This is a genomic window from Paenibacillus violae, assembly GCF_032461945.1.
GTDB lineage: Bacteria > Bacillota > Bacilli > Paenibacillales > NBRC-103111 > Paenibacillus_E > Paenibacillus_E violae.
This window is the reverse complement of sequence record NZ_JAWCUD010000001.1, coordinates 378,224-390,892: the sequence shown is the minus strand read 5'-3', so window position 1 is coordinate 390,892 and position 12,669 is coordinate 378,224. Positions and strand designations below refer to the sequence as shown.

General features: G+C 47.4%; 15 protein-coding genes. 6 read left to right on the top strand and 9 right to left on the bottom strand.

All coding sequences use genetic code 11. The features are described from left to right. Positions 1-9: 9 nt before the first annotated feature. Positions 10-864: an AraC family transcriptional regulator gene (locus RQP52_RS01440; protein ID WP_315949033.1), complete on the top strand. Its 855-nt coding sequence runs from the start codon at positions 10-12 to the stop codon at positions 862-864. A gap of 48 nt (positions 865-912) precedes the next feature. Here the strand turns inward: RQP52_RS01440 and RQP52_RS01435 are convergent, their stop codons facing one another. Beyond that, complete coding sequence (locus RQP52_RS01435) at positions 913-1,203, bottom strand: hypothetical protein (RefSeq protein ID WP_315949032.1); 291 nt, start codon at positions 1,201-1,203, stop codon at positions 913-915. 167 nt (positions 1,204-1,370) lie between these two features. Between RQP52_RS01435 and RQP52_RS01430 the strand changes: the two genes are divergently transcribed. After that, positions 1,371-1,958, top strand: a complete 588-nt coding sequence (locus RQP52_RS01430; protein ID WP_315949030.1) for a 50S ribosomal protein L25 — start codon at positions 1,371-1,373, stop codon at positions 1,956-1,958. 66 nt (positions 1,959-2,024) lie between these two features. Here the strand turns inward: RQP52_RS01430 and RQP52_RS01425 are convergent, their stop codons facing one another. Continuing rightward, positions 2,025-2,228, bottom strand: a complete 204-nt coding sequence (locus RQP52_RS01425; protein WP_315949028.1) for a hypothetical protein — start codon at positions 2,226-2,228, stop codon at positions 2,025-2,027. Between the two features lie 61 nt (positions 2,229-2,289). Next, entirely contained in the window at positions 2,290-2,478 is a 189-nt protein-coding gene (locus RQP52_RS01420; RefSeq protein ID WP_315949026.1) for a hypothetical protein, read from the bottom strand. Between the two features lie 195 nt (positions 2,479-2,673). Between RQP52_RS01420 and RQP52_RS01415 the strand changes: the two genes are divergently transcribed. The 3 genes from RQP52_RS01415 to RQP52_RS01405 all read left to right on the top strand — a co-directional run bounded on the left by RQP52_RS01415 (position 2,674) and on the right by RQP52_RS01405 (position 5,000). Then, the gene (locus RQP52_RS01415; RefSeq protein ID WP_326061938.1) at positions 2,674-3,264 is read left to right on the top strand and encodes a TetR/AcrR family transcriptional regulator; all 591 of its coding nucleotides are present in this window, start codon (positions 2,674-2,676) and stop codon (positions 3,262-3,264) included. A 14-nt stretch (positions 3,265-3,278) separates the two neighbouring features. Then, positions 3,279-3,713, top strand: coding sequence for a DoxX family protein (locus RQP52_RS01410; RefSeq protein ID WP_315949022.1), 435 nt, complete (start codon positions 3,279-3,281; stop codon positions 3,711-3,713). Positions 3,714-4,097: 384 nt separating this feature from the next. After that, positions 4,098-5,000, top strand: coding sequence for an AraC family transcriptional regulator (locus RQP52_RS01405; protein ID WP_315949020.1), 903 nt, complete (start codon positions 4,098-4,100; stop codon positions 4,998-5,000). A 111-nt stretch (positions 5,001-5,111) separates the two neighbouring features. Here the strand turns inward: RQP52_RS01405 and RQP52_RS01400 are convergent, their stop codons facing one another. From RQP52_RS01400 to RQP52_RS01380, 5 genes are all read right to left on the bottom strand, one after another. Beyond that, positions 5,112-6,155: a glycoside hydrolase family 88/105 protein gene (locus RQP52_RS01400; RefSeq protein WP_315949018.1), complete on the bottom strand. Its 1,044-nt coding sequence runs from the start codon at positions 6,153-6,155 to the stop codon at positions 5,112-5,114. Positions 6,156-6,329: 174 nt separating this feature from the next. After that, complete coding sequence (locus RQP52_RS01395; RefSeq protein WP_315950348.1) at positions 6,330-7,211, bottom strand: sugar phosphate isomerase/epimerase family protein; 882 nt, start codon at positions 7,209-7,211, stop codon at positions 6,330-6,332. Positions 7,212-7,239: 28 nt separating this feature from the next. Further along, entirely contained in the window at positions 7,240-8,100 is an 861-nt protein-coding gene (locus tag RQP52_RS01390; RefSeq protein ID WP_315949016.1) for a sugar phosphate isomerase/epimerase family protein, read from the bottom strand. Between the two features lie 30 nt (positions 8,101-8,130). Then, positions 8,131-9,192 (bottom strand): Gfo/Idh/MocA family protein, encoded by a 1,062-nt coding sequence (locus RQP52_RS01385; protein WP_315949014.1) that lies wholly within the window; start codon positions 9,190-9,192, stop codon positions 8,131-8,133. Between the two features lie 156 nt (positions 9,193-9,348). After that, positions 9,349-10,563, bottom strand: coding sequence for an MFS transporter (locus tag RQP52_RS01380; protein WP_315949012.1), 1,215 nt, complete (start codon positions 10,561-10,563; stop codon positions 9,349-9,351). A 204-nt stretch (positions 10,564-10,767) separates the two neighbouring features. On the opposite strand from RQP52_RS01380, the gene RQP52_RS01375 reads away from it, so the two are divergent. Beyond that, a complete protein-coding gene (locus tag RQP52_RS01375; RefSeq protein ID WP_315949010.1) occupies positions 10,768-11,538 on the top strand; it encodes a DeoR/GlpR family DNA-binding transcription regulator in 771 nt (256 codons plus the stop codon). Between the two features lie 81 nt (positions 11,539-11,619). Here RQP52_RS01375 and RQP52_RS01370 read toward each other — a convergent pair whose 3' ends face one another. Beyond that, the gene (locus tag RQP52_RS01370) at positions 11,620-12,588 is read right to left on the bottom strand and encodes a quinone oxidoreductase family protein (protein WP_315949008.1); all 969 of its coding nucleotides are present in this window, start codon (positions 12,586-12,588) and stop codon (positions 11,620-11,622) included. Positions 12,589-12,669 lie beyond the last annotated feature (81 nt).

Genomic DNA, 12,669 nt, shown 5'->3' with positions numbered 1-12,669 from the left:
CCATCTGATATGGCTATAGACTACAGGAAGTTTTTCGTCATCACCGAAACGGACCGCAAGCTGCCGCTGATCCTGGAAACGGTCGGCTATGAGAGTCAGCAGCTCTATTATAAGCGCGAGGACGGTTATCCCTGCTTTCATTGGCTGCAAACGATTGAAGGCTCCGGAGAAATCATTCTCGACAATCAGTCGATCAAACTTGGCGAGAATCAAGGCATGCTGCTTGCCGCGGGCATTCCGCATGAGTACAAAGTTCTCTCTTCCAAATGGTCGACTTGGTATATGACCTTTGACGGCGCACTCGCGGCCTCTATCGTTTATGCCCTGGAGTTCCCGTTATCCACCCAAATCAGTTGGGGGATAGATACTCCGCTCGCCAGCATACACGAATATTTTTACGAAAAATATCGTTATAGCTATGATTTCACGGGAATGAACGGCTCGCTGGAAGTTTATCAATTTCTCACGTTGCTCAAAAAACACGGAAACGTCAACAAAAGCGCCTCCATCTCCCAGAGCCATGAGCGCTTATTGCCGCTCCTTTTTCAATTGGAGCAAAACTTTGGTTCCGCCGATGTCGGCCTTGCCTGGATGTCTACTGAGCTAGGCGTCAGTCCGCAGCACGTCAATACGCTTTTTCGCAAAGCATTTGGCCTTTCCCCTTATCAATACCTGCTGCAGCTGCGGCTTCAGAAGTCCAAAGAACTGCTCATTACCGGGCATAACTTGACGATTAAGCAGATCGCGGAAACTATGGGATTTCTGGATGCTTCGCATTTTATCTCAACTTTTCGTAAGTCCGTTGGTTTAACTCCTGAGGTTTTTCGAAATCAATATCATAAAAATCAAATAGAAAAAGGATAGATCGAGTCACCTCGCCTATCCTGATAGTAGCCATCGCTTAGTATAGATTTAATGATTTGGGACAAACTCACTATGAATTTCAATCAATGTTTGGACGAAAGTTTCAAAATCATTTTTACTAGAAGAAAATTTGAAATCGGTTACACCAGTGTTGAAATCAATAACTGTGAGCGCCACGCGGTTCAGGGGGTATTCTGGGATCGGCTCAGAGGCAAGAGTAATATTTTTGAAAGGGTAAATAGACGTTTCACCGTGTAAACGCAGCACAGTCAGATGATCATCTCTTAACTCCAACGAAATATGTTGATCAGAATCAGTGAAACTTTTCAGTGTACTCATCCTTTATCAATCCTCCTCTTGTCCTCTATTTTACTCTCAAATGGAAAGATAAAGAAGCCCAAAATAAAAAAAATCTTCCTATTTATTTCCTGTTTCACTCCGCACGCTAGCGGGTACATGTATATAGGGCTGAACGCCGCTCTAACTACGCTACGGAGGTGCAGAACATGAGTACAACGATTTTACTATCTGAACGAACAGGTCCCGTGAAGAAACTGAGAGAACAAGGTCAAGTTCCCGCTGTAGTATACAGCTCTCGTATGGATTCCGAACATGTCACCGTCCCGGAAAAAGAAATCCGAGCATCGCTGAAACGCAATCCGCATGCCATTTTGAATGTTGCATTGCCCTCAAAATCAAAGGAATCCGTCATTATCCATCACGTCCAGAAGGATTCTCTGACAGGTCAATTGCTGCATGTAGACTTTTTGCAAATTGATATGAAAGAAAAACTAGATACCGCGATTGCCATCCAGTTTGTTGGAGAAGCCAAAGGTACGAAGGAAGGCGGCATTCTCCAAGTAGAGTCGCATGAAGTCATGATACGATGCATGCCTAACAAATTGCCGGAATCCCTGCAGCTTGATATCAGTAAACTAAGCATTGGTGAACATCTCACCGTAGCTGATCTTAAAGTACCCAAGAACGTTGAAATTCTCTCCGATCCTGAGACTGTTCTTGTCACCATACTTGGCACACAAAAATTGGGCACGACCTCTGAGGCCGATGTACAACCTGAAGCTGCCACTGAATAGAGGCGTCTATGAAAACAGACTCTGCGCATTTGATAGCGCTAGAGTCTGTTTTTCGTTTCAATAGAGTTACGCATTGCCATATGCATGCATTTGACTGCTCATCACTTTCGAAACGATGGATTTATGTTTTTCGGCCCTAGCTACAATCACTTGCAAACTATTGCGTATTTCTAAAGCTTCGTCTAAATATTCCTTATCACCAAAAATCTCATAGAGCCTAATATAATCATTATACTCATCTAACCATTGATCGAAGTAAGAAGATGTCATAATCTATCACTCCCTTAGATCCATGATAGAGTATAAACATTAATTTTTTATTATAAATATATTAATTTTCTTCTTTTTGTTGCAAACCTGTTCCGCAAATGATGAGGATAGCCACAAATAAAAGAACCCCGAACGCATCCCACCACATGCTTCCCGCAACGTCTGGAAGACTTCCAATAGCGATAATAAGTACAGGGCAGAACCACAGCATTTTTTCTAATATACCACGAATTGCTTTTCGTCTTTGCAAGATGAATGACCCCTATATGCTGCAGTATGTTGTTTAGACCTGACATCGTATACTCTTCGAAGTTGATACCACCTTTCTGTCCGTGAGAGATGCTCAGAAATAAATCCAATTTGTGGAAGGTAAAGCCATTTACAAACCGATGGTCGGTATTTATAATGAAGTTATTACATCGATATGAAAAAAGGAGTGATTTTATTGAAACAAGAGGAGCGCAGACAGCAAACTACGGGAGTTCTGCTGACATCAACCAAAGAACTCATCCGGGAAAAAGGGTGCGAGGCGATCACCATGAAGGACATCATGGATCGCTCCGGATTGTCCAAAGGCGCTATTTTCCATTATGTGAAAAGTAAAGATGAAATCTTCGCCTGGGTGCTGCAGGAACGGCTCGATGCTACTAATGAGCGTTTTCATGATGTTGTAGAACAAGGTGGCGCTACATTCGAAGGACCTATGCAGAAAATCCTTGAAAATCTCCGAGCACTGGACGATGCACAGGAAGTGACCAACAAAGTTTTGATCTATTTGCTCGGTAAAGAAGATCAGCCGGCAGTTGCCGAAACGCTTAAGCTGTACTATGAACGCTCCGTGCAGGTCTCTAAGGCGTGGATCGTCACCGGCCAAACGCACGGTGTTATTCCGGAATCGGTGGATGCCGAAAAAACAGCCGATATGTTTGTTCTTCTTTCTCTCGGCTTACGCGTCCGTTCTACAATTCCGATGGTGACTGCGGGGTTTCAACTCGAGGATTTCGCCGGTATGATGACGCAAATACTGAAAAAATAGAAGGAGGATTTGCAATGATTCCTTTTTATGCTTTGATTGTCTCCTATCTGATATTCTGGGTACTCGGATTGCTTGGTGTATCCCATTTCGAAGGTTGGCATACGCCTATGCAGGGCGCTGTCGCCGTCATGCTGCTGCTAACGGCCTCCGCTCATTGGGGAAAAAGACGTCCTGACCTCATTCGCATGGTGCCCCCGGCTTTCCCAAGACCTGACTTGATCGTCACCATTACGGGGTGGCTGGAAATTGCCGCTGCGATCGGCATTTTATTTCCAGCCACATCCCGTGTCGCCTCCATCTGCCTGATAGTGCTGCTCATCGCCATGTTTCCCGCCAATGTACGGGCGGCCCGCCATAAATTAACGATTGGCGGTGAGCCCACGCCTTCGCTGCCGGTCCGCACTGTTTTGCAGCTTGTTTTTCTTGCTGCCATTTATTTGGCAGGTTGACGCCTAGCAGCCCCAGTTCCTCTGCTGCTCCCCACCTCTTGGTCGCCGCGTGCCCCAACGATGAGGCACGCGGCGGTGGACTGGGGGTGCGTGGACTCCGCCCACTTTTAACGGACCTCACAGCCGTTATTCGCACTAAATCGGGCAATTCTCAGCTTTAACGGACCTCAGTGCCGTTATCGGGCCAATTCACAGCCAATTTTCGCGCTATTATCGTGAATAGCGGCTCTGACGTCCGTTAGAATTCTGCGGAGCCATATTTCCTCGCAATAAAGGCCGCTCGTTCCGTTAGCTGAAATTCAGGAGCAACTAAAAAAAGCTTGTCTACTCACAAACCAATCTCGTATAGTAAGTGCAGTTAGTGAGAACAAGGAGGCGATATTCGTGAGCACAACGATTCCCGCAACAGTCCGTGATTACGCCATTGATGACTTTACGAATCATTTTCTGGCGAATTATCCTGTACATTGCGAGCTCCGCAAGTCGCCTCTGCATCAACAGTCACTGCATGCCCATAATGGTTACGAGTTTTATTTTGTACTCCAAGGGACAGGCTCTTACATTGCCGGCGATCAATTGTATCCCCTCCATGCCGGTACACTGACAGTCATTCAACCAGGTGTCATTCATCGTCCCTATCATATGCTAGATCAGGATTTCCACAGATACGTCCTTTCCATCGATGAATCTTATATGGAGGGCATTCACGCGCTTTGCCGAAAGACAGACTTGTCGATCTCCGGATTTCTGCAAGCGATGCATCCTGAGTCAAGCCATCACTTCTTATCCGTTCAGCAGCTGGATCAGCTCCAAATGCTGCTCGCTGAGCTGGAACAAACACTTAAAGACAAAAAGCTGCACTTCGAGTTAAATGTGCTAAAATGCCTGGCAGAATTTTTCCTCCTGCTGCTTGGTTTACATCATGGTGTTACAAGCCCCCATAGGTCGGAAGATGAGCAGCTGATCGGTAATGTGCTCTCCTACTTGATTGCCCATTATCAAGAGGATTTGCATGTCGACGACCTGCTTGAGCTTTTTCCCGTTTCGCGCTCCAGATTGTTTAATTTGTTCAAAGAAACCACAGGCAGCACGATGAAACAGTTCCTCTCCGACTATCGATTGAACAAGGCGAAGCGACTGCTGGCAGAAACGGATCTCCCCGTCACGGAGGTCGCAGCGGCTACGGGGTTTGGCGATATTTCGCATTTTTTTAGCGTGTTCAAAAAAAGCACCGCCCTTACTCCCAAACAGTATCGTAAGGAAACAGTAAACAGTGCTCGAAATTGAAACAAGCCAGAGAGTCTGGATAGACCTTCTGGCTTATTTATTCTATTGCAGTGTGCGAAGCAACAGTGAGGAAGCTGTGCAATCGCGCCCCGGATCAAATTGCTGCTTGCTCTACTCTCCTGAATCCCGGCAAGTATCTGCTAACAGCATGAGTGCAAGCCCTTGCCCGTACAAAGTCGGATACTGCGGAATCTCTTGGTACGCTGCGATGCTTTTCATGACGGGTGTACCTCCAGATACGCCAGATACGACGCCATCCTCTGAAATGGAGGAAAGTATGGCAGCCAGCGCCCGATCAGCAGCTGCCTGATGCCGGTCATTACGCTCGATGAGGCCGATCTCCATCGCTTTTCGAATGCCGTAACCGATTCCCGCACTACCGGAAACCTCCCGGTAAAAGTCAGGATGATCCATCACTGTGCTCCACAAACCGTCCTCTTGTTGATAAGAAATAAGACCGGAGATTAAGCGCTCATATCTCATTTTAAGTTCATCAGGAATAGGGATAACCGGTCCGATCTCCTTCACAATCAATGGAACACCTGCCGCAACCCACGCATTCGCCCGTGTCCACCGTGCAGCGGACATATGATCCGCGGAGTCGCAGTTCCATCCGTGAAACAATACACCGGTGCTCTCATCTTGCAGCACGTTGAGATGAATGAGTACCTGCTGCAGCGCCTCCTCGGCATATTTCGTGCTGCCAACCAGAGACGCGGTCCGAGCCAGGAACAATACGGCCATAAATATCGTATCTGCCCACACCTGCTCGGAGAATACCGCATTTTCCGTTACCGTATGTTCAAAGGCCATCTCCCGCGTACGAGGTGCTTCCGCGATCATCCACTCAGCGATCCGAACGGCCTCATCCCGGAACCACTCGTCATTTTCAAGCCGGTAAAGCGCAGGGAAAATGGCAAACGGGGCAATCGAATTAATCACCTTCGTTCCTTTCGCCTTCTCCTTATTCCGCTCGATCCATTTCTTCAGATAAGACAGAACTTCAGGCTTACCTGCAGCCTCATAATATTCAAGCATCGCGATCAAACCAACGCCCGGCACCCAATCCCAATGCTCAATGTCCATGCCCCAATTCCCGGTATGATCTTGGATCATTTCCTGCCAAACCTGTTGCGCTGTGTTGGATATTGTCAAGAAAATTCAGCTCCTTTTTATATACACAAGCCCATAAAAATAATTGTTTATAGCTCCACTTTACCATCTATAAACACGAAAACGCTTGGGCTTCTGTCTTAAAAAAGTGGGGAAAAGTCCAGACCTGCACATAAAAAAAAGACCGAGGATAACATCATATCCTCAGTCTCACTTTTATGATTGGTATTTCCGGATAAATGCAATAGCGCTAGCAATATCCTTCTCCGGCTGCTCGCCAACTTCACGTTCAATCGTCAAGTAGCCTTTATAGCCAATGTCACGCAGCGTTTGGAAGTATCGCGCAAAATCAACATGCCCTTCGCCCAGCGCAAGCTCGCGGTAATACGGCCCGGACGTTGCAGCCTCGGCGATTTGCTCATGGCTCATCGGCTTGTATCCGAGTGAACCGTACACTTCGCGCGGGTCAACCTGGCGCAAGCGAACGCCGTCTTTTACATGCGTATGGACAATATAATCTTTCAGCGTGATAATACCTTGAACAGGATCATCACCTGTAACCATAACCATATTCGCAGGGTCGAAGTTTACCGAAACTCCGTTGGTAGACAGGGAATCCAGGAAGCTTTTCAAATGCGCCGCAGTCTCTGGACCGGTTTCGATAGCAAAGTAAGCGTCTAAGCTTTTGGCATATACCCCTAATTCCTCACATGCCCGGTGCATGGTTTCATAGATCGGATCGTTGGTTTGCTCAGGCACGACACCGATATGCGTTGTGACGACTTTGGTGCCAAGCTCAACGGCAAGATCCAGAATACGCTTCGATTTCTCGATTTTCTCTGCATTCGCAGAAGCATCCTGAAAACCGTGACCGCCCAAATCCCCGCACAGTGCTGAGATTTCAAGCCCCAGAGAGGCAATGTAGTCTTTCAGCTCCTTGCGTGCTCCGGATGATAAATTCGCCGGATCCATCTCGCCGGAAACCGCATAAATCTGTACCCCGTCAGCGCCAAGCTCTTTCGCTTTCTTCAAACCGTCCCGCACGCCAAGCCGGAGACTGTCCACCATGATACCAATTGGATTCATTCGAATTGTCAGCACCTTTCGCAAAGCTATGAATGACTGCCTATTCCATAGCTTCCCATAATCTTTTAATGTTTTGCAACCCTATCAACGTACCCGTTCTGCACTCTTCCATCCCTTCAAACTCCAAGGAAATGTATCCGTCGTAACCAGAGTCCTTGATAACGCGCAGCACTGCTCTCATATCAATATCTCCGTGTCCCACAATCGCGCCGCGCAAGTAGTTCCCCTGCAAGGTTTGGAACCAGCCTTGACCTGGATTTTGGTGAGACGGACGCAGATAAAAATCTTTGATATGGACCATTGATGCATAGGAAATGTTATTTTTCACAGCTGCCACGGAGTTCTCATCCGCACACATGAAATTGCCCACATCCAGTGTCGTCCGGAAATTCGGACGGTTCACCGCTTGAATTAACGCTTGAACACGGTCACTATGCTGCACAAAATAACCATGATTTTCAACACTTGTCGTAATACCATAAGTCAGGGCATAGTCAGCAATTTGACGACAAGCTTCCGCCATACGATCCAGTTGTTTATTGAAATTGGCAATCGAACGGTCCGCGCTTTGCGCGACATCGTGACGCATCTTTTTGACGCCGAGCCTCGCCGCGAGATCAACTTCACCTTTTACCCGCTCAATTTCCTGCTGATAAGCTTCTTCGGAATCCGTTAGAAAATTAGCGCCAATCGCGTAATTGGAAATTTCGATACCGCGTGATGCCGCCTTCTCGCGAATGCGATCCGCCAGCTCCAAGTTACCGGGCAAATCATAACCCAGAGGCACGATTTCAACGTGCTCTCCGCCTTGATCGGCAATCCAGTCGATGACCGCCATGATGTCCATTTCGCCGGACTTCAGCGCTTGAAATAAACTATACGTACTAACGCCCAATTTCATGTGAGTACCTCCATGCTAGTTTCTACCGGACTATAATTTGATTTCTTGGCCTTTCGCAGCCGATTCATAAATACCGCACAACATTTTCATCATGTTAACTCCGTCTTCGACAGGGCTTATCGGTGTGCTTCCCGTTTGACAGCTCTCGATGAAGTGATTAATTTCATTTTGAAAAGCTTGCGGCACATTGATCGATTTCGCATCCGTTTGCGGGGATACATTCAGGATCGTATCGTGCATTTCCGTGACAAAAACAAGCTCAGGCTCAATTTCCACGCCACCCTTGTCCCCATAAAGTTTAACGGCAATCTCGTCCTTTTTGGCATGCAGGGTAAAGCTGACATCGACCAGCAACGATGCTCCATTTTCAAAACGAATCAAGGCATTCGCCATATCTTCAACGGTATTGTGGGCTACATCATAATCAGCCGCTTTGTAAAAGGAAAGATTGCGAACATTTGCGCGGTTCCCAAGCTTATTATACGTATTCCCGCTGACGGAAATTGGCTTCGGTCTGCCCATCATATACCAGCATAAGTCAATGACGTGTACGCCGATATCGATCAAAGGCCCGCCGCCGGAACGTTCCGAATCCGCGAACCAGCCGCCAGGGTTACCTAAACGGCGAATACAAGACGCTTTCGCATAATAAATTTCACCCAAATTATCGTGATCAATGAACGATTTGACCAGTTGGGCATTGGCATCATACCGGCGGACAAAACCTACTTGCAGCGTTTTCCCCGTTTCACGGACAGCGTCTTGAATACGCAGCGCTTCCTCGACTGTTTTACAAAGCGGCTTTTCTACTAGAACGTGTTTGCCTGCGCGCAAAGCCGCAATACTGATCTCAGCATGCGTATTATTCCATGTACAAATACTAACGGCATCGATCTCTGGATTAGCTAGCAATTCATGATAGTCCGTGTAGATGTGCTCTATGTTATATTTGGCTGCTTTATCTTCAGCTCTTTGACGATTAAGATCACACACCGCGTATAAATTAGCGTTAGCCTGTTTCGCGTAGGACTCGAAATGCATTTCGGAAATCGAACCTGCTCCAATTACACCAATATTCAACTTGTTACTCATAGCAATTTCTTGCCTCCCTTGGTTGTCTTATAAACTCAGAATACCATGGTTTTCGCCTAGGTTGAATGTATAGGATGAGCAAGAGCATGGACTATTTGTTCAAAATTAATAAAAACCGGGCGTCGCAAGAAAGCTTCGCCAGGTCCATTTCTCGCCTCACGCCGACACCGTTTTCGAGTCTGTCCGGCGCCCTTGCTCTTTTAACATAAAGAAAATATTCATAAGGCCAAACAGCAGGAAACAAATCCAGGGAAGCGCACGCCAACCAAGCGTCGTCCCCAAATCGTACAAATAGCCGCCTCCTACATTACCGAGCATAGCGCCGATAGACAGCGCAAAACTATTGAAGCCGAAATAGCTGGCTATACTTCCGCTCCCTGCAAACTCGGACACCATCGTATTCATCATGGGCTGCAAAAAAACTTGGCCGATCATAAACGCGATTACACCGGCATACATCCCGATCATGGACCCCGTCATCCCGATGGTGAAGAGTCCGGCAGCAAGTAGCAGTGTTGCGAGTGACAGCACGCCGAAGGGCTGCATTTTCGATTGGCCCAGCTTGGCAAACGGAACCTGAAGCAGCACCATAACGACGGCTCCGCAAGAATAGATCAGGCCGATATTGGCTCCCGGCGCAATTTGATTCACGCGGAATGGAACGGCCATATAGAGCTGCGCGACAAGCGACCACGATATCATGGTGAACACCATAAAGCGGCGGAAAGCACGGTTTTGAAGCACCTTTTTCATCTGCGGGAGCATGCGAGCGTCCTGCGGTTTCTGTTCATTTTTAATGTGCGGCAATAAAAGGAGACTTAAGAAAAAGGAAAAGACAAAAATCAGCGTCGCCGTCAAACTCACATATTTAAAATGAAACCCCATTAAAAGCGCGCCCACAACGGGTCCCACGACAAAACCCAAATTGCTCAGCATTTCACGAATCGCATAGACGGTGATCCGATTTTGAAGTGTGGAAAGAGCTGCATAATACGCATAGCTCGCAGGTTGAAACAACGCCGCGCCCAAGCCGGAGAAAAAACAGGCAATAATCAAGCCTGGCACATGATCAACGAAGCCGAACATCCCGAAACCAAAGGTCCGAATAAACAATCCGATCAAAATCGTCCGCTTATAGCCAAGCCGATCAGCCAAGGTGCCGCAAAAGGCAGAAAGCCCTTGTTGGCTAAGACTGCGTATAGCCGAAATGACGCCCACGATCGTCACACTCAGCAACAAATCGTGCAGCAAGTAGGAAGCTAGCAGCGGAATCATCATATAAAAGCCAACCGCCATGCTGAATGTATTCATAAACATGACCCAAAAGGGCAGTTTAATGTCCGTAAGCTTTTTCCAAAGATGATTCATCATGAAGTACCTCGTTTCCGTCTGCGATGTGTCAATCTCAACAAGATACCTCATTCGAAGAGGATTGCCTATGGGCTTTCTTTGTATGAGCTTGGGTATATTATTGCTGCCAATTTTGATATACTCAAATGACCAATCAAACAAACAAGAACAAACACAAATGCACGTTACAATTTTTCAGGGAAAACGATAGAAGGCGGGGGAACGATGTTATCCGAGGTTAGACATTCCAAAATCATCGAGTTGCTGAATCAGGCAGGTTCAATCAAGGTTTCTGAGCTGAGCAAAGCCTATCAGGTAACCGAGAAAACGATTCGCGAGGATTTAGAGAAATTAGAGGCTTCCGGTATTTTGAAAAGAGTACACGGAGGGGCCGTTCTCGTCGAAAGCTCGAATTCGATGCTGCCGATTCATAAACGAAGAGTCCGCCAGCAAGCGGAGAAAGAACAGATTGCCGCAGAAGCTTATCAATCGATAGAGGACGGCCAAATCATCCTGCTCGATGGAGGCTCTACGACGCTGGAGCTTGCGAAGCTCATCCAACACCGCGCGCTAACCGTGATTACGAACGATACGAAGATCGCCGCTGCTTTGGCGGAAAGCCCTCATATCGAGTTGTGCATGTTAGGCGGTTACCGGCGCAAAGGCACTTATACGATTATCGGGCCAAGCGCCATCCAAATGGTCGATGAGCTTAATGTGGATATTGCTTTTCTGGGATGCACGGGCATCGATTTGGAACGGGGCATCTCCGTGTTTCACCGGGATGAAGCGGAGTTGAAGAAGCGAATGATCAAAGCTTCGAAAAAGAAAATTCTGCTTACCGATCATACGAAATTTGATCAGACTGCGCTGATTTCATTTGCTTCTCTGAAGGAAATTGATTTATTGATCACAGATGCAGAGGCTGACGATGAGTTAATTGCGAGGTATTCCGAGCAAGGGTTAGAGGTTCGCAGAGGGTTATTTCAAGAATAGGCGGAACTGCAGTCCTCTATTACAATAAAGCCATTTCATCTCGAAGAAGAACATTCACTTCGTGATGAAATGGCCTTTTGTTTATGGGATGAGCAAAATTTTCCCGGTGCTCTGTCTGCTTTCAATTAATCGATGTGCTTCTGCACCATCCTTTAAAGCAAAGCTCGTCAGGCCGCCCATCTGAATGATGCCTTCGCGAAGCGCTTGAAACAGCGCCTCTGCACGCTCGATTCGATTGGCCAGGGAGGTCACATGGTTCCACAAGTCGCCGCCGGTTAACGTCTTCGAAGAATCCATGAGCATTCTAGGATCTACATGCGGCGGATCTCCTCCCGCCATGCCATAGAACACGACTGTCCCCTTCGTTCTGACAGCCGCAAAACTTTCCATTAACGTGGAGCCAACGGAATCATAAACAACGTTAGCGCCTTGTTTCTCCCCCGTAAAGCGGATCACTTCCTGCGCCCATTCCGTGTCGTAACCGAATACAATATCCGCACCAGCTTGCAGTGCGGCCGCCTGTTTGGCTTCCGACGAGGTCAAGCCGATGACCCTTGCCCCTTTACTCTTGGCGAGTTGAATCAATAACTGCCCCACGCCTCCTGCCGCGGCATGAACGACGACATCGTCGCCTGCCTGGACGGCATAGCTGTCATTGACTAAGTAATGCGCTGTCATGCCTTGAAGAAGGAGGCCAGCGGCTTGTTCGAAGGTAATATCGGATGGCACCGGTATTGCCCGGTCAACAGGCACAGCGACCAACTCGCTGTTCGCAAAAGGAACATCACAAAAGGCGATGCGGTCACCAACCTGAATATGCGCCACATCCGGTGAAACTTGTTCAACGACCCCTGCGCCCTCATAACCTAGTATAAAAGGTGGTTTTCCCGCCAAATGATAGTTTCCCCGTCTGCGATAAACATCAGCAAAATTGAGTCCAATTGCCTTAGTCCTAACTATGATATGCCCTAACGTCAGGCCAGGGTCAGGGATCTCTGCATACCGAAGCACTTCCGGTCCGCCAAATTGTTCAAATATCAATGCCTTCATCGTTTCCCTCCAAATGGCTCGTCTTTCGTCAAAATTGTATCATACCCCCTCTTTATTACAAAAAAAAGCTCTCCTATTCAG

Excerpts from the sequence above, each read along its gene's own strand:
- RQP52_RS01440 (WP_315949033.1), top strand. The coding sequence starts at position 10 with ATGGCTATAGACTACAGGAAGTTTTTCGTCATCACCGAAACGGACCGC.
- RQP52_RS01435 (WP_315949032.1), bottom strand. The coding sequence starts at position 1,203 with ATGAGTACACTGAAAAGTTTCACTGATTCTGATCAACATATTTCGTTG.
- RQP52_RS01430 (WP_315949030.1), top strand. The coding sequence starts at position 1,371 with ATGAGTACAACGATTTTACTATCTGAACGAACAGGTCCCGTGAAGAAA.
- RQP52_RS01425 (WP_315949028.1), bottom strand. The coding sequence starts at position 2,228 with ATGACATCTTCTTACTTCGATCAATGGTTAGATGAGTATAATGATTAT.
- RQP52_RS01410 (WP_315949022.1), top strand. The coding sequence starts at position 3,279 with ATGATTCCTTTTTATGCTTTGATTGTCTCCTATCTGATATTCTGGGTA.
- RQP52_RS01390 (WP_315949016.1), bottom strand. The coding sequence starts at position 8,100 with ATGAAATTGGGCGTTAGTACGTATAGTTTATTTCAAGCGCTGAAGTCC.
- RQP52_RS01385 (WP_315949014.1), bottom strand. The coding sequence starts at position 9,192 with ATGAGTAACAAGTTGAATATTGGTGTAATTGGAGCAGGTTCGATTTCC.
- RQP52_RS01380 (WP_315949012.1), bottom strand. The coding sequence starts at position 10,563 with ATGATGAATCATCTTTGGAAAAAGCTTACGGACATTAAACTGCCCTTT.
- RQP52_RS01375 (WP_315949010.1), top strand. The coding sequence starts at position 10,768 with ATGTTATCCGAGGTTAGACATTCCAAAATCATCGAGTTGCTGAATCAG.
- RQP52_RS01370 (WP_315949008.1), bottom strand. The coding sequence starts at position 12,588 with ATGAAGGCATTGATATTTGAACAATTTGGCGGACCGGAAGTGCTTCGG.